Annotated in this window: 19 protein-coding genes and 1 riboswitch; of the genes, 18 read left to right on the top strand and 1 reads right to left on the bottom strand. The window is 70.0% G+C overall.

The annotated features are described in order from the left end of the window. The first annotated feature begins 30 nt into the window (after positions 1-30). The 9 genes from ACFY9N_RS13435 to pheT all read left to right on the top strand — a co-directional run bounded on the left by ACFY9N_RS13435 (position 31) and on the right by pheT (position 10249). Positions 31-702 carry a response regulator transcription factor gene (locus tag ACFY9N_RS13435; RefSeq protein ID WP_391479204.1) on the top strand — a complete coding sequence of 224 codons (672 nt, stop codon included), beginning with the start codon at positions 31-33 and terminating at the stop codon, positions 700-702. A gap of 3 nt (positions 703-705) precedes the next feature. After that, a complete protein-coding gene (locus ACFY9N_RS13440) occupies positions 706-2082 on the top strand; it encodes a sensor histidine kinase (RefSeq protein ID WP_391479205.1) in 1377 nt (458 codons plus the stop codon). Between the two features lie 23 nt (positions 2083-2105). Further along, the gene (locus ACFY9N_RS13445) at positions 2106-3059 is read left to right on the top strand and encodes a TAXI family TRAP transporter solute-binding subunit (protein ID WP_391479206.1); all 954 of its coding nucleotides are present in this window, start codon (positions 2106-2108) and stop codon (positions 3057-3059) included. Positions 3060-3284: 225 nt separating this feature from the next. Further along, positions 3285-4031, top strand: coding sequence for an amino acid ABC transporter ATP-binding protein (locus tag ACFY9N_RS13450; RefSeq protein WP_391479207.1), 747 nt, complete (start codon positions 3285-3287; stop codon positions 4029-4031). Positions 4032-4073: 42 nt separating this feature from the next. Beyond that, the gene (locus ACFY9N_RS13455; RefSeq protein ID WP_391479208.1) at positions 4074-4991 is read left to right on the top strand and encodes a glutamate ABC transporter substrate-binding protein; all 918 of its coding nucleotides are present in this window, start codon (positions 4074-4076) and stop codon (positions 4989-4991) included. An 80-nt stretch (positions 4992-5071) separates the two neighbouring features. After that, the gene (locus ACFY9N_RS13460; RefSeq protein ID WP_391479209.1) at positions 5072-5719 is read left to right on the top strand and encodes an amino acid ABC transporter permease; all 648 of its coding nucleotides are present in this window, start codon (positions 5072-5074) and stop codon (positions 5717-5719) included. Beyond that, on the top strand, positions 5716-6636 hold the full coding sequence (locus ACFY9N_RS13465; RefSeq protein WP_391479210.1) for an amino acid ABC transporter permease: 921 nt from the start codon (positions 5716-5718) through the stop codon (positions 6634-6636). The genes ACFY9N_RS13460 and ACFY9N_RS13465 overlap by 4 nt, the downstream gene beginning before the upstream one ends. 68 nt (positions 6637-6704) lie before the next feature. After that, a complete protein-coding gene (gene pheS / locus ACFY9N_RS13470; protein WP_391479212.1) occupies positions 6705-7745 on the top strand; it encodes a phenylalanine--tRNA ligase subunit alpha in 1041 nt (346 codons plus the stop codon). After that, complete coding sequence (pheT, locus tag ACFY9N_RS13475) at positions 7745-10249, top strand: phenylalanine--tRNA ligase subunit beta (protein ID WP_391479213.1); 2505 nt, start codon at positions 7745-7747, stop codon at positions 10247-10249. The genes pheS and pheT overlap by 1 nt, the downstream gene beginning before the upstream one ends. Before the next feature lie 45 nt (positions 10250-10294). On the opposite strand, the gene ACFY9N_RS13480 is transcribed toward pheT, so the two are convergent. Further along, positions 10295-11437 (bottom strand): AAA family ATPase, encoded by a 1143-nt coding sequence (locus tag ACFY9N_RS13480; protein WP_391479214.1) that lies wholly within the window; start codon positions 11435-11437, stop codon positions 10295-10297. Between the two features lie 102 nt (positions 11438-11539). Between ACFY9N_RS13480 and ACFY9N_RS13485 the strand changes: the two genes are divergently transcribed. From ACFY9N_RS13485 to argH, 9 genes are all read left to right on the top strand, one after another. After that, complete coding sequence (locus tag ACFY9N_RS13485; RefSeq protein ID WP_391479215.1) at positions 11540-12523, top strand: NAD-dependent epimerase/dehydratase family protein; 984 nt, start codon at positions 11540-11542, stop codon at positions 12521-12523. 1 nt (position 12524) lies between these two features. Further along, a riboswitch (TPP riboswitch) is annotated at positions 12525-12618 on the top strand. Beyond that, on the top strand, positions 12609-13457 hold the full coding sequence (thiM, locus tag ACFY9N_RS13490; RefSeq protein WP_391479217.1) for a hydroxyethylthiazole kinase: 849 nt from the start codon (positions 12609-12611) through the stop codon (positions 13455-13457). (Overlaps the previous riboswitch by 10 nt.) Beyond that, positions 13454-15616 (top strand): bifunctional hydroxymethylpyrimidine kinase/phosphomethylpyrimidine kinase, encoded by a 2163-nt coding sequence (locus ACFY9N_RS13495; RefSeq protein WP_391479218.1) that lies wholly within the window; start codon positions 13454-13456, stop codon positions 15614-15616. The genes thiM and ACFY9N_RS13495 overlap by 4 nt, the downstream gene beginning before the upstream one ends. Positions 15617-15841: 225 nt before the next feature. Further along, positions 15842-16894, top strand: coding sequence for an N-acetyl-gamma-glutamyl-phosphate reductase (gene argC / locus ACFY9N_RS13500; protein ID WP_391479219.1), 1053 nt, complete (start codon positions 15842-15844; stop codon positions 16892-16894). Further along, positions 16891-18048: a bifunctional glutamate N-acetyltransferase/amino-acid acetyltransferase ArgJ gene (gene argJ, locus ACFY9N_RS13505; protein WP_391479221.1), complete on the top strand. Its 1158-nt coding sequence runs from the start codon at positions 16891-16893 to the stop codon at positions 18046-18048. The genes argC and argJ overlap by 4 nt, the downstream gene beginning before the upstream one ends. Then, entirely contained in the window at positions 18045-18944 is a 900-nt protein-coding gene (gene argB / locus ACFY9N_RS13510; RefSeq protein ID WP_391479222.1) for an acetylglutamate kinase, read from the top strand. The genes argJ and argB overlap by 4 nt, the downstream gene beginning before the upstream one ends. Beyond that, positions 18941-20146, top strand: a complete 1206-nt coding sequence (locus tag ACFY9N_RS13515) for an acetylornithine transaminase (protein ID WP_391479224.1) — start codon at positions 18941-18943, stop codon at positions 20144-20146. Before argB ends, ACFY9N_RS13515 begins: the two co-directional genes overlap by 4 nt. Beyond that, positions 20143-21099: an ornithine carbamoyltransferase gene (gene argF / locus ACFY9N_RS13520; RefSeq protein ID WP_391479225.1), complete on the top strand. Its 957-nt coding sequence runs from the start codon at positions 20143-20145 to the stop codon at positions 21097-21099. Before ACFY9N_RS13515 ends, argF begins: the two co-directional genes overlap by 4 nt. After that, complete coding sequence (argH, locus tag ACFY9N_RS13525) at positions 21096-22526, top strand: argininosuccinate lyase (protein ID WP_391479226.1); 1431 nt, start codon at positions 21096-21098, stop codon at positions 22524-22526. The genes argF and argH overlap by 4 nt, the downstream gene beginning before the upstream one ends. Positions 22527-22534: the final 8 nt, after the last annotated feature.

The following is a 22534-nucleotide window of genomic DNA, read 5'->3' on the forward strand; positions in this document are numbered from 1 at the left end:
TCGCCGCCGACGGGGAGAGGAGGGGAGCGCATGCGGATACTGATCGTGGAGGACGACGATCGCGTCGCCTCGGCGCTCGACGCCTTCCTCGCCCGTTCGGGGTACGCGACCGTGCGCGCGTCCGACGGCGCAGCGGCCATGGATCTCCTCGGTGCCGACACCGAGGTGGTGCTGCTCGATCTCGGTCTGCCCGATGTCGACGGCATCGATCTGTGCCGACGCATCCGAGGTCGGTCCGATGTGCCGATCGTCGTCGTGACGGCGCGCAGCCAGGTCACCGAGCGCATCAAGGGGCTCCGCGCCGGCGCCGACGACTTCGTGGTGAAGCCCTACGACGTCCACGAACTCCTCGCCCGGATCGAGGCGGTGACACGGCGCTCGCGCGCCATCCGTCCCGAATCGGACGGCGTGGTGACGATCCACGGCGGCGCGGTCGTGATCGACCTCGTGGCGCGGCAGCTCCGCGTCGACGACGAGACGGTGGATCTCACGCCCAAGGAGTTCGACATCGTCGCGGTGCTCGCGCGCTACCCCGGGGTGGCTGTACCGAAGGATCGACTCATCCGCGAGGTCTGGAACACCGATTGGCGTGGCTTCGGGCACTCGCTCGAGGTGCACGTCGGGGCCATCCGCAAGAAGACGGGCTCGCACCGGGTCATCGAGACGGTGCGGGGCGTGGGGTACCGACTCGTGGGGTCGTGAGCGGTGCGCAAGCGGCTCGTCATCGTCTTCCTGGTGCCCCTGGTCGCCATCCTGCTGTCCCTCGGCGGTGCCACCGGATGGAGCGCCGCGCGCAGCATCCAGCAGGCCGTGTACACCGAGCAGATCGGTGATCTCGCGTACTTCGCGACGACGGCACGGCAGGCACTCCGTTCGGACGCCGCCGGTGCGTTCGAGGGGGAGGCGCGCAGGTTCGAGCAGGTCTACGGGATCGAGGTCGCCGTCTACGACCTCACCGGATCCGTCTGGGCGGCGAGCGAGTCGGACCCGGGAGTGCTCTCCGAGGACGAGGCGGAGCAGGTGCGACTCGCGCTCTCCGGCCGCCGCGCGGAGGCGCCGGAGGCCTTCTTCCCCTGGATCATCTCGGACGCCACGATGGTCGAGCCGGTGTTCGACGACGGCGACGTGATCGGTGCGGTCATGATCTCGGCGGAGGTCGATGCTCCGCGGACGGCGATCCTGCAGCAACTGCTGATCCTGATCGGGATCGCTCTCGTCTCGATCTCGCTGGGCGTGCTGCTGGTGTTCCAACTCGCCCGCTGGGTGCTCTCGCCGGTGCGGCGACTCGACGACGCGATGGTGGCGATCGAGCACGGCGAGATGGATGCGCGCGTCGCGGAGGACACGGGGCCGCCGGAGTTGAGGCGGATGACGCGTGTGTTCAACGGCATGGCGGAGGAGATCGAGCGCAGCCTCGCACGGCAGCAGGAGTTCGCGTTGAACGCCTCGCACGAGCTGCGCAACCCGCTCAACGCCCTGCTCCTGCGGGTCGAGCATCTGGCGACGGGCCTCGACGACGACTGGAAGGAAGACATCGAGGAGACGCGCGAAGAGGGGCGCCGGATGACGCGGATCCTCGAGACCATGCTGAACCTCGCCCGCAGTGGCCGCGCGGATTCGATGTTCTCGGCGGTCGACCTCACGACGCTGGTCGAGCGTCGGAGCGATGCGTGGCGCGAGGTGGCAGGGCCCCGGGGCATCGGTTTCCGACGCACGGGGGAGGGGATCGTCATGTGCGTGACCGATCGCACGATCGTCGAGAGCGCCCTGGATGCGGTGATCGACAATGCCGTGAAGTTCTCGCCCGCCGACTCCGTAATCGAGTTGGGGGTGGAGAGCGACGGAGAGCGACGTCGTCTGACCGTGCGGGATCACGGGCCGGGACTCGCGGGGGACCAGGTCGAGTACGCCACCGACAGGTTCTGGCGCAGCGCCGACAGCGACGACACTCCGGGGACCGGGTTGGGCCTGGCGATCGCCACCGACCTGCTGGCGTCGATCGGCGGAGAATTGGTCGTCTCCTCCCCGCAGGGCGGCGGGCTCCTGGTCTCGCTCGTCCTCGAGAACGGCGGCTTCGAATGACCCGGATTCGGATGCTGCGGCTGGTGAGTCGTGTCGCGGCCGTGGTCTGCGCCGCTGTCGTCATCGCCATCGGCACGAGCGGGTGCAGCCCGCGCGCGGCCGAGTGGTCGGCGGGGACGACGGTGATCGCCGGCGGAGGCACGACGGGGGTCTACTTCGACTACGGAGGGCATCTCGCTGACGAACTCTCGACCACGCTCGGCATTTCGGCCGAGGTGACCGAGACCGACGGATCCGTCGACAACCTGCGCCGGGTCGCCTCGGGCGAGGCATTGCTCGGATTCGCCCAGGGCGATGCCGCGGCGGATGCCGTCGCCGGTCGCGGCGCCTTCGAGGCGCCCCTCCCGATCCAGGCTGCGGCGCGGCTGTACGACGAGTACGTGCACGTCGTCGTCCGCTCGGATTCCGACATCGCCGCCATCACGGATCTCGCCGGGCGGACGGTGTCGCTCGGCGCCGTCGGATCGGGCGTCAACGTGATCGCGACGCGCATCCTCGATGCGGCCCGGGTGGACGGCGGCACGGTGAGCAACCCGCAGCTCGACCTGCGCGAGTCGATCGCCGCGCTCGAGAGCGGAGAGATCGACGGGTTCTTCTGGGTCGGCGGATTGCCGACGCCGGGCATCGCGAACCTCTCGGGCTCGCTGCCGCTGCGACTGCTGCCGATCGAGCAGGACTGGGTCAACGCCGTCAACGCGCGGTACTCCGACGCGTACCGGTCGTCGGACTTCCCCGCGGGGGTCTACGGGATCGCGCGTTCGGTGCCGACGATGGCCGTTCCGAACTACCTGATCGTCGCGTCGGCGACCCCGGATGCGGTGGTGAAGGACGTACTGACGGTGCTCTTCGACGCGCGCTCGCGGATGGCGGAGGACGTGCCGGCCGCGGCGCTCCTGAGCCGCCGTCAGGCGATCTTCACCGTGCCCGTGGATCTGCACCCGGGGGCCGTCGAGTTCTATCGCGACCAGCGCGGATGACGCGTCTGCCGCGCCAGTGGAGCGCTGCGTAACGCCCTTGTTACGACCCTCAAGAAATCCTCAAGAAGTCTGACAGCGCCACAGGGCTCTGGGATCGTGAGGTCGGTCGCGCACCGTTCGACGATGAACGCGGACGCCCGTGGGGACGGGCCGCGCGAAGACTGAACCCACCGGGGCCGAACCCCGATCGAGCACTGCCGACGACCTGGCGAGTTTGGAGAGAAGATGACCACCGGTACACCCCTTGTCGTGGTCGACAACGTGCAGAAGCACTACGGCGAGTTCCAGGCTCTGACCGATATCGACCTCACGGTGAACGCCGGCGAGGTCGTGGTCGTGATCGGCCCGTCCGGATCCGGCAAGTCGACGCTGTGCCGCACCATCAACCGCCTCGAGACGATCACCAGCGGTTCGATCAGCATCGACGGCAAGGCGCTGCCCGCCGAGGGGCGCGGTCTCGCCGAGCTCCGCGCCGACGTCGGGATGGTCTTCCAGTCGTTCAACCTCTTCGCCCACCTGACGATCCTCGAGAACGTCACGCTCGGGCCGATCAAGGTGCGCGGCCTCAAGAAGGCCGACGCCGAGCGGGAGGCCATGGAGCTGCTCGAGCGCGTCGGCGTCGCCAAGCAGGCATCCAAGCTTCCGGCCCAGCTCTCGGGTGGGCAGCAGCAGCGCGTCGCGATCGCCCGCGCACTGGCGATGCACCCGAAGGTCATGCTCTTCGACGAGCCGACCAGCGCACTCGACCCCGAGATGATCAACGAGGTGCTCGACGTCATGGTCGAGCTCGCTCATGAGGGCATGACGATGATCGTCGTCACCCACGAGATGGGCTTCGCCCGCAAGGCGGCCGACCGCGTGGTGTTCATGGCCGACGGACGGATCGTCGAAGAGGCCACGCCCGAGGAGTTCTTCACCCACCCGAAGAGCGATCGTGCCAAGGACTTCCTCTCGAAGCTCCTCACGCACTGATCACCCCAGACCCTGCACCCACAGCACACGAAGGAGACGCACATGCGACGCACACGGACACTGGCAGGTATCGGAATCGCGGCGGTGGCGCTGCTCGCGCTGACCGCCTGCAACAGCGGAACGCCGTCGAGCACCGGCACCGGTGGCGGCGACGAAGGCGGCGACGCCTCGAGCAGCACGCCCTGGACGGTGGCGACCGACGTCAGCCTCGACGGCAGCCCGACGTTCGACCGGATCTCGTCCAGCGGAAAGATCAAGGTCGGCGTCAAGGAGGACCAGCCCGGACTCGGTTACCTCGACCCCGTGACGGGGGAGCGCACCGGTTTCGACGTCGACATCGCTCGCTGGATGGCCGCGTCGCTCGGGGTCGACCCCGAGAAGATCGAGTTCCAGGCGATCGCCTCCGCCAACCGCGAGCAGGCCATCGTCAACGGTGACATCGACTACTACGTCGGCACCTACTCGATCACCGACAAGCGCAAGGAGCAGATCTCCTTCGCCGGTCCGTACTTCGTGACGGGCCAGGGCCTCCTCGTCGGCGCCGACAGCGACATCGCGAGCGTCGACGACCTCGACTCCTCGACCACGGTGTGCTCCGCCACGGGCTCCACGCCGATCCAGAACATCAACGCCAACTACCCCGACGTGCCCACCAAGGAGTACGACACGTACTCCAAGTGCGTCGAGGACCTCAAGAACGGACAGGTCGACGCGGTCACGACCGACGAGGCGATCCTCATCGGCTACGCGGCTCAGGACCCCGAGAACCTCAAGGTCGTCGGGGAGCCGTTCAGCGAGGAGCGCTATGGAATCGGCGTCGCGAAGGACGACACGGCACTCGTCGAGTACTTCAACACGCAGCTGACCGACGGAGCCGATGTCTGGGAGCAGATCTTCGACAACAACCTCGGAGCATCCGGCGTCAAGGCCACCCAGCCCGAGGTCGACCCGATCGACTGATCCGAGCGGGGCGGCCGAGGTCATCGGCCGCCCCGCACCTCGGCAGAGCATCGCGTCAATTCGAATCGACAGGAGCACCAGTGGGAGTCATCACCGACCACCTCGATCTCTGGGGGGAAGCGCTGTGGGGCACGATCGCGCTGTTCCTGGGTGGAGGTCTCATCGCGATCGTCCTCGGACTGATCGTCGGCGCGGCACGCGTGTCCCCGGTCCCGATCGCTCGCGCGGTCGGTGGGGTATACGTGAACTGGATCCGCAACACGCCGTTGACCCTGGTCATGTTCTTCTTCGCATTCTGCCTGCCGATCCTCCTCGGCGAACGGGTCAACTCACTGCTGCTCGCGGTGATCGCCCTCGGCATCTATACCGCCACCTATGTCGCTGAGGCCCTGCGCGCGGGTATCAACACCGTGCCGGTCGGCCAGGCCGAGGCCGCCCGCGCGATCGGCCTGAACTTCGGTCAGGTCATGCGCTATGTCGTCCTGCCTCAGGCGACCCGGTCCGTCGTCCCCCCGATGATGAGCGTCCTCATCGCCCTCATGAAGAACACGACGGTCGCGGCAGGTTTCTCCGTCGTGAACCTCGGTACGATCCGCGCCGCCCTCAGTGAGCGGGGCGAGAGCGCCCTGGTCGTGCTGCTGTGGGTCATGGTCATCTTCGTCGTGCTGGTGCTGCTGCTCGCCTGGGTCCAGCGCGTGCTCGAGAACAAGTGGAGGATCTCGCGATGAGTTCCGTTCTTTTCGACGTCCCCGGTCCCCGCGCCATCGCGCGCAACAGGCTCATCGGAGTCGCGACCGTGCTCGTGGTGCTCGCCGTCCTCGGCTGGGTCGTGTGGCGGCTGTTCGCCACCGGGCAGTTCACCGCCGAGAAGTGGAACATCTTCACGTTCTCCGCGGTCTGGGTCCGCTTCGGCGAGGGCTTGCTCAGCACGCTGGCCGCCTTCGCCGCCGCCGGCGTCGGCTCACTCGTCCTCGGCTTCGTGCTGGGTATCGGGCGTCTCTCCGACCACGCATGGGTCCGGGAACCCGTCCGGTGGGTCATCGAAGTGCTCCGGGCCGTGCCCGTGCTCGTGCTCATGATGCTGCTGTACTACGGACTCCCCGTCGTCGGCATCAAGATGTCGCCCTACTTCGCGGTCGTGATCGCGCTCATCGTCTACAACGGCTCGGTGCTCGCCGAGGTCCTGCGCGCGGGTGTCGAATCGCTGCCGCGCGGCCAGGCCGAGGCAGGCTACGCGATCGGACTCCGCAAGAGCGGGGTGATGTGGTTCATCCTCCTGCCGCAGGCCGTCCGCGCCATGATGCCCGTGATCATCGCTCAGCTCGTCGTGGCCCTGAAGGACACGGCTCTCGGTTTCATCATCACGTACCAGGAGCTGCTGTACGTCATCAATCAGATCGGCAACCAGGCACCCTACGGCTCTCCGCTCATCCCGGCGGCGATCGTCGGTGGATCGATGTACGTCGCTGTCTGCCTGGTCCTCTCCTACATCGCATTCCGCCTGCAGCGTCGCACCAAGCGTTCGCCCAAGGGCGCGGACGCGGCGCCGGATCCGCGCCAGCACGCCGGCGAGACGAACACCGAGCTGATCACGCTGCAGCGTGGGGGCACCGGCACCGGCGGGAACGCAGCCTCCGGGGCATGAGGTGGAGTGGGGCATCAGGCGCAGCGATCGTCTGATCGCCCCGCCCCGCGCCGGTAGACTCGTTTCTCGTGTCTGAGTCTCCAGAGATCACCCCAGAAGCAGTCGAAGCGGCGGTCGCCGCGGCGCTCGACGCGATCGGCTCCGCAGCCGACACCGCCGAGCTGAAGGCGGCGCGAGCCGCCCATGTCGCCGACGGTTCGCCTCTCGCCGTCCTGAACGCCTCGATGCGTCAGGTCGCCCCCGAGAACAAGGCCGCGTTCGGCAAGCTCGTCGGCCAGGGCCGCGGTCAGGTGACCCAGGCGCTCGCCGCGAAGGAAGCCGAGCTCGCCGCCGCCGAGGTCGCCGCGCGCCTCGAGGCCGAGCGGATCGACATCACGGCGGTGCCGTCACGCACGCGCGTGGGTGCGCGGCATCCGCTCTCCCTGCTCCAGGACCAGGTCTGCGACATCTTCGTCGGCATGGGATGGGAGATCGCGGAGGGCCCCGAGCTCGAGCACGAGTGGTTCAACTTCGACGCCCTCAACTTCGACGTCGACCACCCCGCCCGCCAGGAGCAGGACACCTTCTACGTCGACCCGACTTCACGACACCTCGTCATGCGCACGCACACGAGCCCCGTGCAGGTGCGCTCGATGCTCGACCGCGAAGTTCCGATCTACGTGCTCTGCCCGGGCCGGGTGTACCGCACCGACGAGTTCGATGCGACGCACCTGCCGGTGTTCACTCAGTTCGAGGGTCTCGTCATCGACAAGGGCATCACGATGGCGCACCTCAAGGGCACGCTCGACCACTTCGCGAAGCAGCTGTTCGGCCCCGAGGCCAAGATGCGCTTCCGCACCAACTACTTCCCCTTCACCGAGCCCTCCGCCGAGCTCGACCTGTGGCACCCGACCTTCAAGGGCGGCGCGCGCTGGATCGAGTGGGGCGGTTGCGGCATGGTCAACCCGAACGTGCTGCGCGCGGCCGGGATCGACCCCGAGGTGTACAGCGGCTTCGCGTTCGGCATGGGCATCGAGCGGGGACTCATGTTCCGCAGCGATGTGCAGGACATGCGCGACATGGCCGAGGGCGATGTCCGATTCAGCGAGCAGTACGGGATGGTGGTGTGATGCGCGTCCCGCTTTCGTGGTTGCGTGAGTACGTCGATGTGGCGGCGGATGCGTCGCCGGAGGACGTCCTCGCGGCGCTGGTGACCGTCGGCTTCGAAGAGGAGGACGTGCACCGTTTCGACATCACGGGTCCCGTCGTCGTCGGACAGGTCGTCTCGCTCGAGGGTGAACCGCAGTCCAACGGCAAGACCATCAATTGGTGCCAGGTCGATGTCGGCGAGGCGAACGGGGGCGTGCGCGGCATCGTCTGCGGTGCCCACAACTTCGTCGCCGGCGACAAGGTGATCGTCACTCTTCCGGGCGCCGTGCTTCCCGGCCCGTTCCCGATCGCGGCCCGCAAGACATACGGCCACGTGTCGGACGGCATGATCGCCTCGGCGCGGGAGCTCGGGCTCGGTGACGAGCACAACGGCATCCTCGTACTGTCCGACCTCGGGATCGATGCGCCCGTCGGCGCCGATGCGATCGCCCTCCTCGGGCTCGACGACGTCGCGGTCGAGATCAACGTCACGCCCGATCGCGGGTACGCGTTCTCGCTGCGCGGCGTGGCCCGTGAGTACTCGCACGCGACCGGTGCGGAGTTCCGCGACCCGGCCGAGCGGGACTTCGCCGAGCTGCAGCCGGGCACCGGGCACGTCGCGATCGTCGACGACCAGGCACCCGTGCGCGGCCGTGTCGGCGCCAGCGAGTTCGTGACCCGCGTCGTTCGCGGAGTCGACCCGTCGCGCCCCACGCCGCCGTGGATGATCGCGCGGCTCTCGCTCGCCGGCATGCGCTCGCTCGGCGTGCTGATCGACATCACGAACTACGTCATGCTCGAGCTCGGCCAGCCGCTGCACGGTTACGATCTCGACAAGCTCACGGGCGGCATCACGGTGCGTCGTGCGCAGGCCGGCGAGAAGATGACGACCCTCGACGGCCAGGAGCGCACGCTCCACGCCGAGGATCTGCTCATCACCGACGAATCCGGGCCGATCGGTCTCGCCGGCGTCATGGGCGGCGGCACGACCGAGATGAGCGACACGACGACCGACGTCCTCATCGAGGCGGCGTCGTTCGATCCCACCACGATCGCGCGCACGGCCCGCCGGCACAAGCTGCCCAGCGAGGCGTCCAAGCGCTTCGAGCGCGGCGTCGACCCCCTCATCCCGTTCGTGGCGGCCCGCCGTGCGGCCGACCTGATGGTCGAGCTGGCCGGCGGCACGCTCACCGACGAGGGCGGCGCGCTCTTCGCCGAGGTCTTCGTCGGCGAGATCGACCTGCCCGCCGGGTTCGTCGAGAGCCTGATCGGCGTCGACTACACCGAGGCCGAGATCACCGGCGCCCTGACCACGATCGGCGCAGAGGTCACCGCCGCCGACGACGGATGGACCGTCATCCCTCCGACCTGGCGCCCCGATCTGACCGACAAGTGGACGCTCGCCGAGGAGGTCGCCCGCATCCACGGTCTCGACCGCATCCCCTCGGTGCTGCCCACGCCGCCGTCCGGTCGCGGCCTCACCGCACATCAGCAGGGCCGCCGCCGCGTGGCGAACGCCCTCGCGGCCTCCGGTTTCGTCGAGACGCCGGCCTTCCCGTTCACCACCGAGGCGCAGAACGATCTCCACGGTTCGGCGACGGGGGAGCACCTCCCCAGCATCCGCCTGGCGAACCCGCTCGACGGCCAGGTACCGTTCCTGCGGCGCTCGCTGGTGCCGGGACTGCTCCAGACCGCGCACCGCAACATCTCGCGCGGACTCACCGACCTCGCGATCTTCGACACGGGCGTGGTGTTCCTGCCCGAAGCGGGGGCGACCTACGGCACCGACGATGTCCCGCCGTTGGGTGAGCGCCCGTCGGATGAGACCCTCGCCGAGCTGAACGCCTCGATCCCGCCGCAGAACCGCTTCCTCGCGGTGCTCCTCACCGGTAACGCGATCTCGCGGCAGCCGGGGCGTCCCGCCGAAGCGGCCGGGCTGTCGGATGCTCTCGACGCCGTCCGCGTGATCGCGACCGCCGCGGGCGTCGAGATCGACGTCGTGCAGAGCACGCGCGCCGCACTCCACCCGGGTCGCACCGGCGAGCTGCGCGTCGCGGGCCAGATCGTCGGCTACGTCGGCGAACTCCACCCGAACGTCACGGCGGATGCGGATCTCCCCGGACGGGCGACGGTGCTCGAGCTCGACCTCGATCTCGTGCTCTCGCTCGCGGGGGAGCGCATCGTGGCCGCATCGCTCTCGACCTTCCCCGCCGCGACGCAGGACGTCTCGCTCGCGGTGCCGGCGGACGTGCCGGCGGCGGATGTCGAAGCGGCACTCGCCGAGGGCGCGGGCGCGCTCCTCGAATCGGTGCGTCTGGTCGACGACTATCGCGGCGAGGGCGTTGCTGCCGGTTCGAAGAGCCTGAGCTTCGCCCTGCGTTTCCGCGCCGATGATCGAACCCTCACGGCGGCCGAAGCCAGCGAGGCGAAGCTCGCGGGCGTCGCCGTCGCCGCAGAGCGATTCGGAGCGGCTCTCCGCGACTGAGTTCCGCACCGTCTCGCACGCACTGGCCGTCGCGCAGCGTTCACGCTAGCGCGACGGCCAGTGCCAGCTCGGCCGCTCGAGCGGCAGCTGGTCGCGCACCCGGGTGCCGTAGCCGTCGGACTCGAGCTCGACGACCGTTCCGCCCGCCTCGGCGAGGGCGCGGCGAAGGGGAGCCGAGTGCGTCACGACGATCACCTGCGTCTGGGTCGCCGCATGCGCGAGCAACGAGCCCAGGGGGTCTATGAGGCTCGTGTGCAGGCTCGACTCGGGCTCGTTGACGACGAGGAGCGGCGGCGGATCGGCGGGGAGCAGCGCCGCGCACCACAGCAGATACCGCAGGGTGCCGTCGGAGAGTTCGGAGGCGTCGAGCGGACGCAGGAGGCCGGGTTGGCTCAACTGGAGCCGGAACGACCCGTCGGCGACCGAGACCTTCACCCGTGACCCGGGGAATGCGCGGTCGACGGCCTCGTCGAGAGGCGCCCCGCGTCCCGCTTCCGTGGTCGTCGCCCAGACGGCGGCGAGGTCGGATCCGTCGTCGCTCAACCAGCGGGTGCGGGTGCCGACCTGCGGCAGCCGGGCCGGGGCGCCGATATCGGTGCGGAGGTGGTCGTAGAAGCGCCAGCCGGCGATGCGGGCGCGCAGGGATGCCGTCTCCCACCGGGCGCCGCCGTCGACGAGGTCGAGCAGAACGCTCTGTCCCGGTCCCATCGGCTGATCCACCGATTCCCAGCCGTCGTCGCCCCGCACGCGCACGCCGCCGCGCAGACGGTCGACGAACAGCGTTCCCGGCCGAGCGAAGGCACCCGTGAACAGTTGCTCGCGCTTGATCTCCGGGTCGCGCGTGAACAGACTGCGTTCATCGGTCTGCGGGAGCCCCAGGTCGATGAGGTACCCGACCTCGTCGGCGGCGATGCCGAGGCGCACCGAGACCGGGCGGGTGCGCCTCGTTCCATGGGCGCCCTCGCCCTGCGGCGTCTCGGGGCCCGCCCACAGCACGCTGTCGAGGCCGCCCTCGCGTGCGATCGCGGCGACCGCTGCGCCGTGGCCGGTCGCCGCGAGCAGGCGCAACGCACGGTAGAGGTTCGACTTGCCCGTACCGTTCGCCCCCGTGATCACCGTGAGCGGATCGAGCGGCACGACGACGTCGACGAGCGAGCGGTAGCCGGAGACGGCGAGGGTCGTGAGCATGGCCCCATGGTGTCAGCAGCATCCGACACTCCGTACCGATCCGAGACTCCGCTCTGAGCAGAGGCGCTTCCGTCGACGCGCCGGTGCTGGTGTGCTGGATGCATGACGAAGGCACTGATCCTCGGTGGTACCGGATGGCTGTCGAGCCGGATCGCCGACCGCCTCCTCCAGGACGGAACCGCCGTGACGTGCCTCGCGCGAGGGGGCCGTCCGGCGCCGGACGGGGCGACGCTCGTGGTCGGGGACCGCGCCGGCATCGACCCGTACCGCGAACTCGACGGCGAATGGGATCTCGTGGTCGACGTCTCATCCTCCGCGCTCCAGGTCGCCAGGGCGGTCGACGAACTGGGCGTCCGTGCCGCGCGCTGGGTCTTCGTGTCCTCGATCTCGGTGTACGCCGACGACGAGACCGTCGGGACCGACGAGTCCGCATCGCGGCATCCGTCCTCCTCGGCGGCGGAAGCCGACTACGGAGCGCAGAAGGCGGCCGCCGAAGACGCCGTCGCCACGCTGGGTGATCGCGCACTGAGCGTGCGACCCGGGCTGATCGTGGGCGAGGGCGACCCGAGCGACCGCTTCGGTTACTGGGCGGCGGCGTTCGCGCGGGCGGGGGAGCGGCCGGTGCTCGTGCCACCGTTGGACGGACGTGCCGCCCAGATCATCGACGTCGACGACCTCGCGGCCTACGTCGTCTCCTCGCGGGCCGTCGGCGCGGTGAACGCGATCGGCGACAGCATCGCGCTCGCCGAGATGCTCGATGCCGTGCGTCGCGCTACCGGGCACACCGCGGGAGTGCGGGAGGCGAGCGAGGAGTGGTTGCGCGCGCGGGGCGTGGAGTACTGGATGGGCGCGCGCTCTCTGCCGCTCTGGCTCCCGGCGGACATGCCCGGGTTCATGACCCGCCGCAACGAGAGGTTCCTCGCGACGGGAGGTTCGCTGAGCCCCCTCGGTGAGACGGCCGCGCGGGTCGTGGCCGACGAGTGGATGCGCGGCGTGGATCGTCCTCGTCGGGCCGGTCTCGGACGGGCGGAGGAGGAAATCCTCCTCGCGGAGCTCGGAGGCGCCGAGCGCGTCGCTAGACTCTGAGACGAGTGACACGGGGTGCCGCATCCGCGGCTGAGATCACACCCGTCGAACCTGATCTAGTTCGTACTAGCGAAGGGATGTCGCAATGAGCGATCGTCTGCGTCCATCGTCCGCCCCCTCGACCGTGCAGTGCGCGGCCGAACTGCTCGAGGTGCTGCGCGCGGCGCCGCCGTTGACCCACTGCATCACCAATGCGGTCGTGACCGGCTTCACCGCCAACGTGCTGCTCGCCGTCGGCGCCGCGCCGGCGATGGTCGACATCGTGGGCGAGGCGGGGATGTTCGCGGGTGCGGCCTCGGGTCTGCTCGTGAACCTCGGCACGCCCGCGCCGGAGCAACGTGCGGCGAGTCTCGAAGCCGCCGAGGCGGCGACGCTCGCGGGGACACCCTGGGTGCTCGACCCCGTCGCGATCGGAGTACTGCCGGTGCGTACCGCCCTGGCGGGTGACCTCGCCGAGCGTCGACCGACGGCGATCCGCGGTAACGCATCGGAGATCCTCGCCCTGGCGGGGATGAGCGCGGGCGGACGCGGAGTCGATGCCACCGACAGCACCGAAGCCGCGCGGGACGCCGCGCGGCACCTCGCCCGACGGCACGGCAGCGTCGTCGCGGTCTCCGGCGCGGTGGATCTGTTGACCGACGGCGAGCGGATCGTGCGTCTGGCGAACGGCGACCCGCTCCTGACCCGTGTGACCGGCGGCGGCTGTGCACTCGGTGCGGTGATGGCGGCGTTCCTCGGAGCCGCGCGGGCGACGGACGTCGGAGCGCTCGATGCCGTCGCCGCGGCCTCGCTCGTCTACACGATCGCCGCGGAGGATGCCGCGGCCACGGCAACGGGACCGGGCAGCTTCGCCGTCGCGCTTCTGGACGCGCTCGCAGCGATCCAACCGGCCGACGTGAGCGCACGCTCACGCGTCGAGGAAGCGACGCGATGATCGCCGACCTCTCCCTGTATCTCGTCACCGACGCCGGTCTCTGCGGCGAACGCGGCGTCGTCGAGACGGTGCGTCAGGCGGTCGACGGCGGTGTGCGCATCGTCCAGCTCCGGGAGAAGGATGCCGGACACGCCGAGGTCGTCGCACGACTGGTCGAGCTGTCCCGCGTGATCGACGGACGCGCGCTCCTCGTGGTGAACGATCGTCTCGAGGCGGCCCTCGCCGCGCGCGCACGGGGTGCCCGGGTCGACGGGGTCCATCTCGGCCAGGGCGATGCCTCGGTGCTCGAGGCGCGCGTGGCTCTCGGCCCGGACGCGCTCATCGGGCTGACGGCGAACAGCGCGGCGCATCTCGACGCGATCCGCGCGTTGCCCGAGGGGACGGTCGACTACCTCGGCGTGGGCGTCATCCGTCCGACGGCGACCAAACCCGATCACCCGCCGGCACTCGGCATCGAGGGATTCCGGGCGCTCGCCCGCGAAGCCGCTCTGCCCTGCGTCGCGATCGGAGGCGTCGGGATCGACGACACGGAGCACCTGCAGGATGCCGGTGCCGCGGGACTCGCGGTCGTCTCCGCGCTGTGCGCCTCCCCGGATCCGCGCTCAGCGGCCGCGGCGTTCCGGGCGCGATGGCGACGCGGAGCCGTACCGCGCGTCCTGAGCATCGCCGGCAGCGACCCGTCCGGCGGGGCAGGGATCCAGGCCGACCTCAAATCGATCGCGGCGAACGGCGGGTACGGGATGGCGGCGATCGCCGCGCTCACCGTGCAGAACACGCGGGGCGTGCGCGACGTGCACGTGCCGGACGCGGCGTTCCTCTCCGCGCAGCTGGACGCGCTGTCCGACGACATCGTGATCGACGCCGTGAAGATCGGGATGCTCGCGAACGCCGCGGTCGTGCAGGCCGTGAGCGCGTGGCTGGAGCGGGTGCATCCGCCGATCGTGGTGCTCGATCCGGTGATGGTGGCGACGAGCGGGGACCGGCTTCTCGACGCGGATGCCGAGGAGGCCCTGGTCTCGGTGCTCCACCGCGCCCATCTCGTCACGCCGAACCTCGCGGAGCTCGCGGTTCTCACCCGCCGGGAGATCGACGGATGGTCGGCGGCGCTCGCCGCGGGAGAAGCGCTCTCGAGCGAGCACGGTGTGGCGGTGCTGGTCAAGGGAGGCCACCTCGCCGGCGACCGGACGCCCGATGCGATCATCGACGTTCGCCGCGACATCCGGGAGGAGTTCGGCGGAGAGCGCATCGCGACGGCGAACACCCACGGAACGGGATGCTCGCTGTCCTCGGCCCTGGCGACCCGCCTCGCCGGGGGTGACGACCTCGGCGAGGCGGTGCGTGCCGCGCGGGCATGGTTGCGCGAGTCGCTGCGCGCGAGCGATGCGCTGCGGGTAGGCGCGGGGCGCGGCCCGATCCATCACCTGGCGGGGCTCTGGGCGCGGGGCGGGGCGGCCACCCGGCCGCTTCCGGAGGAGATCGCCGACGACTGGTGGCGCGGGATCGCCGGGATCCGCGCGGGGATCGACGGGCTGCCGTTCATCCGGGGTCTCGCCGACGGATCCCTCGCCCGGGAGGATTTCCTCTTCTACCTCGCGCAGGACGCACTGTACCTGCGCGACTACGCACGCGTCCTCGCCGAGGCTGCGCGGCTCGCACCCACCGCCGACGAGCAGGCCTTCTGGGCGGAGTCGGCCAGAGGGTCGATCCTGGGTGAGCTCGAGCTCCACGCTTCGTGGCTGACGCCGGTGGACGGGGTGTCCGCGGCGACGTTCGCCGAGGAACCCGCCCCGGCGACCACCGCGTACCTCGACCACCTGCGCTCCGTGGCCTTCGGCGGCAGCTATCCGGAGCTCATCGCCGCCGTGCTGCCGTGCTTCTGGCTCTACACCGACCTCGGTGAGCGCCTGCATGCGGGGGATTTCGGCGACGATGCGCGTGATCCGCGGCATCCGTACGCCACGTGGCTGGCCACGTACGCCGACCCGGCGTTCGCCTCGGCGACGGACCGAGCGGTCGCTTTCGTCACCCGGGCGGCGGCTGCGGCGGATGACGCCACCCGCGCGCGGATGTGGCGCGCGTTCGAACTCTCGAGCGCCCATGAACAGGCGTTCTTCCGTGCTCCCTTCCGCGCTCCCCGAGAGCGGAGCGCCGCCGGGTGACATGACGGATTTGCGGATGCCGCCGATGGCGCGCTATCGTCGCGGCATGCCTTCGGCCCTCTCCGCTGTCTCGACGCTCGTTCCGAGCGCCGCTCCGGTGCGCCGACGCCGCGACCGCCGACGCTAGGCGACCCCGCGCTCCTGCCCGCCGATCCCGGCGGACGACGGTCGAGCACCGGTGTCGCCGCCCCGGTCCTCCGAAGCCCCGACCGTTAAGGTAGAAGCATGACGTACTCCGTCGCCGTCTCCGGCGCATCCGGCTATGCGGGCGGCGAGATCCTCCGCCTCCTCGCCGCTCACCCCGACATCGAGATCCGCACCGTCACAGCGCACTCGAACGCCGGACAGCCGCTCGTCCAGCACCAGCCCCACCTGCGCTCGCTCGCGCACCTCACGCTGCAGGACACCACGCCCGATATCCTCGCGGGTCACGACATCGTCGTGCTCGCCCTCCCGCACGGACAGTCCGGGCAGTACACCGACGCGCTGGGCGACGTTCCGCTCGTCATCGACGCCGGAGCGGATCACCGCCTGACGTCGCGAGACGCGTGGGATGCGTTCTACGGTGGCACTTTCCACGACCCGTGGACCTACGGTGTGCCCGAGCTCCTCGTCGACGGAGAGAAGCAGCGCGAGCACCTGCGCGGTGCGACCCGCATCGCCGCTCCCGGCTGCAACGCCTCCACCGTCAGCCTCAGCCTCGCCCCCGGTGTCGCCGCCGGCGTGATCGACCCGGGCGACATCGTCTCGGTACTCGCGGTCGGGCCTTCCGGCGCGGGCAAGAGCCTGAAGACGAACCTGCTCGCGAGCGAGGTCCTCGGAACCGCGAACCCGTACGCCGTGGGCGGCACTCACCGGCACATCCCCGAGATCCGTCAGGCGCTCGCCGCAGCATCCGGGGCGGAGGGCGAGGGCATCCGCATCTCCTTCACGCCGGTGATCGTGCCGATGTCGCGGGGAATCCTCGCGACGTCGACCGCGCCGATCGTCGCCGGTGTCTCCGACGCCGACATCCGGGCAGCCTGGCAGAACGCCTACGGCGACGAGACGTTCGTGCAACTTCTGCCCGAGGGCGTCTTCCCGCGCACCGCCGACGTGCTCGGCGCCAACACGGCCCTGATCGGGCTCGCGATCGACCGCGCGGCGAATCGCGTCACGGTCGTCACGGCGGTCGACAATCTCGTCAAGGGCACCGCCGGCGCCGCCATCCAGTCCATGAACATCGCGCTCGGCCTCCCCGAGGATCGCGCGCTCTCAGTGAACGGAGTCGCCCCGTGAGCGTCACCGCCCCCGCAGGTTTCGAGGCGGCAGGCGTCGCCGTCGGCCTCAAGTCCACCGGCAAGCCCGATGTCGCCGTCGTCGTCAACCGCGGCCCGCGCAAGGTCGCAGCCGCCGTCTTCACGAGCAATCGCGCCAAGGCGAACCCGATCATCTGGTCGCAGCAGGTGATCGCCGATCGTGTCGTCGAGGCGGTCGTGCTCAACTCCGGCGGCGCGAACTGCTTCACCGGGAGCTTCGGATTCCAGACCACGCACCAGACGGCCGAGAAGGCCGCGGAGCTGCTCGACATCAGCGCGGGTGACGTGCTCGTGTGCTCTACAGGTCTGATCGGCACCGGTGACGAGGTCTTCCGTGCGAAGGTGCTCGCCGGCACCGAGCAGGCGATCGCGGCGCTGTCGGCAGACGGCGGCGACGACGCGGCCCGGGCGATCATGACCACCGATACGGTCGCGAAGACGGCGACCGCGCAGGGGGAGGGGTGGACGATCGGCGGCATGGCGAAGGGTGCTGGCATGCTCGCCCCGGGCCTTGCGACCATGCTCGTCGTGCTGACCACGGATGCCGACCTCGAACCGCTCGAGGCGGACGCCGCACTGCGCGCCGCCACCGGCACCACATTCGACCGGCTCGACTCGGACGGCTGCATGTCGACGAACGACCAGGTCACCCTCCTCGCCAACGGGGCGAGCGGCGTGAAGCCCGATCCCGACGCGTTCCGAGCGGCGCTGCGCGAGCTCTGCCAGGAGCTCGCCGTCAAGCTGCAGGGCGACGCCGAGGGCGCGAGCCACGACATCACGATCGAGGTGCGCGGCGCGGTGACCGAACAGGAAGCGGTCGAGGTCGGCCGTTCCGTGGCCCGCAACAATCTCTTCAAGGCGGCGATCTTCGGCAATGATCCGAACTGGGGTCGGGTGCTCGCGGCCATCGGCACGACATCCGCGCAGTTCGACCCCTACGACGTCGACGTCTGGATGAACGACGTGCGTGTGTGCACGGCCGGCGGCCCGGACCGTCCGCGCGAGGACGTCGACCTCGCGCCTCGGGCGACGAACCTCGTCATCGACCTGCGTTCGGGCGAAGCATCCGCCACGATCCTCACCAACGACCTCACCCACGATTACGTTCACGAGAACAGCGCCTACGCCTCATGACCGACATCCAGGACACCCCGGCCGAAGAGGCGGCGCAGAAGGCGACCACTCTCATCGAGTCGCTGCCGTGGCTGAAGAAATTCCGCGACCAGATCGTCGTGGTCAAGTACGGCGGAAACGCCATGGTGTCGGACGAACTGCAGGATGCGTTCGCGCAGGACATCGCGTACCTCCGCTACGTCGGGGTGCAGCCGGTGGTCGTGCACGGCGGCGGCCCGCAGATCTCCGACATGCTCGGACGCCTGGAGATCCCGAGCGAGTTCAAGGGCGGGTACCGGGTCACCAACACCGAGGCGATCGGCGTGGTGCGCATGGTGCTCACCGGCCAGGTGAACCCGCAACTGGTGACCAAGATCAACTCCCACGGCCCGATCGCCACGGGACTCAGCGGTGAGGACGCGGGTCTGTTCGGTGGGCGTCGTCGCGGGGTGATGGTCGACGGGGCGGAGGTCGACCTGGGGCGCGTCGGCGACGTCGTCGAGGTCGATCCGACGGCGGTGATCGATCATCTGGTCGCCGGGCGCATCCCCGTCGTGTCGAGCATCGCACCCGATCTCGACCACCCGGGACACTCCCTGAACGTCAACGCGGATGCCGCGGCGGCGGCGCTCGCCGTCGCCCTCGGCGCCCGCAAGCTCGTGATCCTCACGGATGTGCCGGGGCTCTACGCCGACTGGCCCAACCGCGACTCGCTCGTGTCGCATCTCACGTCGACGGCGCTCACCGACATGCTGCCGAGCCTCGAGTCGGGGATGATCCCGAAGATGCGCGCGTGCCTCGACGCGGTCGAGGGCGGCGTGGACGCGGCGGCGATCATCGACGGACGGGTGCCGCACTCGGTGCTCGTCGAACTCTTCACCAGCAAAGGAATCGGAACGGAAGTGGTGGCAGGATGACCATCTGGCAGGACGACGCGCAGCGCGACCTCGTACTCAACGCCGGAGCGCGGCTGGCGCTGCTGACGCGTGGCGAGGGCTCCTATCTGTGGGACTCCGAGGGCCGACGCCACCTCGACTTCCTCGCGGGGATCGCGGTGACCTCCCTGGGTCACGCGCACCCGGTGTTCGTCGAGGCGGTCTCCCGACAGGCCGCGACGCTCGCTCACGTGTCGAACTACTTCGCGACGCCGTCGCAGCTGGCGCTCGCAGCCCGCCTCAAGCGTCTCGCGGGCGCGGGGATCGCCGGCCGCGTGTTCTTCTCCAACTCCGGCGCCGAGGCCAACGAGGCGGCCTTCAAACTCGCCCGTCTGCACGGCGGCGCCGAGCGGCCGCGCATCATCGCGCTCGAGAACGGCTTCCACGGCCGCACGATGGGGTCGCTCGCCCTGACCGCGAAGGAGGCGATGCGCGCGCCGTTCGAGCCGATGCCCGGAGGCGTGGAGCACATCCCCGCGACGATCGAGGCGCTGGAGGCCGCGATGGACGATCGCGTCGCCGCGGTCATCGTCGAGCCGATCCAGGGGGAGGCGGGTGTCGTCGAACTGCCCGAGGGGTACCTCGCCGCGGCCCGCTCGCTGACGCTCGCGCACGGCGCGCTCCTCATCGTCGATGAGATCCAGACCGGTGCCGGGCGCACGGGGGCCTGGTTCGGCTTCAGCCATGAGGGCATCACGCCGGATGCGATCACCCTCGCGAAGGGCATCGGCGGCGGCTTCCCGATCGGCGCGCTGGTGACCTATGGCTCGGCGAGCGATCTGTTCACGCCTGGCTCGCACGGGTCGACGTTCGGCGGGAATCCGCTGGCCACGGCGGTGGCGGATGCCGTACTCGCCGAGATCGAGGATGCGGGGCTCGTCGAGAACGCCGCACGTCGCGGCGAGGAGCTACGCGAAACGATCCTCGGCCTCGACTCGCCGCTGGTCGCCGGTGTGCGCGGTCGCGGTCTGCTGATCGGCGTTGCTCTCACCGAGCCCGTCGCGGGCGCTGTCGTGGCGGCTGCACAGGAGCGCGGCCTCATCGTCAACGCGGCCAACCCCGACACGGTGCGCATCGCGCCCGCCCTCACGATCGGCGACGCCGAGATCTCCGAGTTCCGCGAGCTGTTCGCGGCGACGCTCTCCGACGTGTTTGCGTCGCTCCCCGGAAAGGTATCCGCATGACCCGCCACCTGTTGCGCGACGACGACCTCACCCCTGCCGAACAGGCCGAGATCCTCGACCTCGCGATCGAGCTGAAGAAGGACCGCTGGGCCGACAAGAGTCTCGCCGGTCCGCAGACGGTCGCGGTGATCTTCGACAAGTCGTCGACCCGCACGCGTGTCTCGTTCGCGGTCGGGATCGCCGACCTGGGCGGATCGCCCCTCATCATCTCGACCGCGAGCAGCCAGCTCGGCGGCAAGGAGACCCCGTCCGACACCGCACGCGTTCTCGAGCGCCAGGTCGCCGCGATCGTGTGGCGGACCTACGCGCAGTCGGGTCTCGAGGAGATGTCGGCGGCCACGCGGGTGCCCGTGATCAACGCGCTGTCGGATGACTTCCACCCCTGCCAGCTGCTCGCCGATCTGCTCACGATCCGCGAGCACAAGGGTGAACTCGCCGGTCTCACGCTGACGTTCTTCGGCGATGGCCAGAGCAACATGGCGCACTCGTACGCGCTCGCCGGTGTCACGGCGGGCATGCACGTGCGCATCGCGTCGCCCGCCGACTACTCGCCGCGTGCGGACGTCGTGGAGGCGGCCGATCGCCGCGCGGCCGAGACCGGCGGCTCCATCACGCTCTACACCGATCCGGTGGAGGCGGCGGCGGGTGCCGACGTCGTGGTCACCGACACGTGGGTGTCTATGGGTAAGGAGGAGGAGAAGCTCGCGCGCATCCGCGATCTCGGCGGCTACAAGGTGACGCCCGAGACGATGACGCTCGCGGATCCCGAGGCGATCTTCATCCACTGCCTGCCCGCCGATCGCGGGTACGAGGTCGACTCCGAGGTCATCGACGGTCCGAAGAGCGTCGTCTGGGACGAGGCCGAGAACCGCCTGCACGCGCAGAAGGCGCTGCTGGTGTGGCTGTTGCGCAAGAACGGTTCGGCAACCGCCCTCGCCGGAGCCTCCGCATGAGCGGCGGCAAGAGCGAGGGCACGAACGAGGGTGCACTCTGGGGCGCGCGGTTTGCGACCGGGCCGTCACCCGAGCTGGTGGAGCTGAGCCGGTCGACCCACTTCGACTGGGTCCTGGCCCCGTACGACATCGCGGGCTCGCATGCTCACGCCACGGCTCTCGAGGCCGCCGGTTACCTGGAGGCGGACGAGGCGGCCCGCATGCACGCCGGCCTCGATGCCGTCGCGCGCAAGGTCGCCGACGGCACGCTGCTCCCGGCTCCGACGGATGAGGACGTCCACGGCGCACTCGAGCAGGCGCTGATCGTGGAGTTGGGGCCGGAGCTGGGTGGTCGCCTGCGCGCCGGCCGCAGTCGCAACGATCAGATCGCGACCCTCGTGCGCATGTACCTCATCGACCACGCAGCGGTGATCGCCCGCGACATCCTCCGGGTGATCGACGCGCTCGTCGCGCAGGCCGAGGCGCACCCCGAAGCGATCCTTCCGGGGCGCACGCACCTGCAGCACGCGCAGCCGGTTCTGCTCGCTCATCACCTGCAGGCCCACGGGTGGCCGCTGGTGCGCGAGCTCGAGCGGCTGGTCGACTGGCGTCGGCGGGCCGGTGTCTCGCCGTACGGCGGGGGAGCGCTCGCGGGGTCGACGCTGGGTCTCGACCCGTCGCTCGTCGCGTCCGAACTGGGACTCGACCGTCCGGCCGAGAACTCGCTCGACGGCACCGCCGCGCGGGATGTGGTCGCCGAGTTCGCCTTCGTGACCGCGATGATCGGGGTCGACATCTCGCGCCTGTCCGAGGAGATCATCCTCTGGAACACGCGCGAGTTCGGGTTCGTCACCCTCGACGACGGCTTCTCAACCGGTTCGAGCATCATGCCGCAGAAGAAGAACCCCGACATCGCCGAACTCGCGCGGGGGAAGTCGGGCCGCCTCATCGGAAATCTCTCCGGCCTCCTCGCCACCCTCAAGGGCCTGCCGCTGGCCTACAACCGCGACCTGCAGGAGGACAAGGAGCCGGTCTTCGACTCGGTGCGCACCCTCGAGGTCGTGCTGCCCGCGTTCGCAGGGATGATCGCCACCCTGCGTTTCGACACGGATCGGATGGCGGCTCTCGCGCCGCAGGGATTCTCTCTCGCGACGGACGTCGCGGAGTGGCTCGTGAAGCGGCGGGTGCCGTTCCGGGATGCGCACGAGATCTCGGGTGCCCTGGTGCGCGCGTGCGAGGAGCAGGGCATCGGTCTGGAGGACGCGTCGGACGAGCTGCTCGCCGGCGTCTCGTCGCACCTGACGCCGGACGTGCGTGAAGTGCTCACGATCGAGGGATCGGTCGCGTCCCGCACGGGGATCGGCGGCACCGCTCCGGTGCGCGTCGCCGAGCAGCGCGCCGAGCTCGTCGCTCGGGCGCAGGCCGCAGCCCACGCGCTCGGCATCTGAACGGCCGT

The sequence above is a fragment of the Microbacterium sp. NPDC008134 genome (assembly GCF_042957055.1).
Classification (GTDB): Bacteria; Actinomycetota; Actinomycetes; order Actinomycetales; family Microbacteriaceae; genus Microbacterium.

Excerpts from the sequence above, each read along its gene's own strand:
- ACFY9N_RS13435 (WP_391479204.1), top strand. The coding sequence starts at position 31 with ATGCGGATACTGATCGTGGAGGACGACGATCGCGTCGCCTCGGCGCTC.
- ACFY9N_RS13450 (WP_391479207.1), top strand. The coding sequence starts at position 3,285 with ATGACCACCGGTACACCCCTTGTCGTGGTCGACAACGTGCAGAAGCAC.
- ACFY9N_RS13455 (WP_391479208.1), top strand. The coding sequence starts at position 4,074 with ATGCGACGCACACGGACACTGGCAGGTATCGGAATCGCGGCGGTGGCG.
- ACFY9N_RS13465 (WP_391479210.1), top strand. The coding sequence starts at position 5,716 with ATGAGTTCCGTTCTTTTCGACGTCCCCGGTCCCCGCGCCATCGCGCGC.
- pheT (WP_391479213.1), top strand. The coding sequence starts at position 7,745 with ATGCGCGTCCCGCTTTCGTGGTTGCGTGAGTACGTCGATGTGGCGGCG.
- ACFY9N_RS13480 (WP_391479214.1), bottom strand. The coding sequence starts at position 11,437 with ATGCTCACGACCCTCGCCGTCTCCGGCTACCGCTCGCTCGTCGACGTC.
- ACFY9N_RS13485 (WP_391479215.1), top strand. The coding sequence starts at position 11,540 with ATGACGAAGGCACTGATCCTCGGTGGTACCGGATGGCTGTCGAGCCGG.
- thiM (WP_391479217.1), top strand. The coding sequence starts at position 12,609 with ATGAGCGATCGTCTGCGTCCATCGTCCGCCCCCTCGACCGTGCAGTGC.
- ACFY9N_RS13495 (WP_391479218.1), top strand. The coding sequence starts at position 13,454 with ATGATCGCCGACCTCTCCCTGTATCTCGTCACCGACGCCGGTCTCTGC.
- argC (WP_391479219.1), top strand. The coding sequence starts at position 15,842 with ATGACGTACTCCGTCGCCGTCTCCGGCGCATCCGGCTATGCGGGCGGC.
- argB (WP_391479222.1), top strand. The coding sequence starts at position 18,045 with ATGACCGACATCCAGGACACCCCGGCCGAAGAGGCGGCGCAGAAGGCG.
- ACFY9N_RS13515 (WP_391479224.1), top strand. The coding sequence starts at position 18,941 with ATGACCATCTGGCAGGACGACGCGCAGCGCGACCTCGTACTCAACGCC.
- argF (WP_391479225.1), top strand. The coding sequence starts at position 20,143 with ATGACCCGCCACCTGTTGCGCGACGACGACCTCACCCCTGCCGAACAG.
- argH (WP_391479226.1), top strand. The coding sequence starts at position 21,096 with ATGAGCGGCGGCAAGAGCGAGGGCACGAACGAGGGTGCACTCTGGGGC.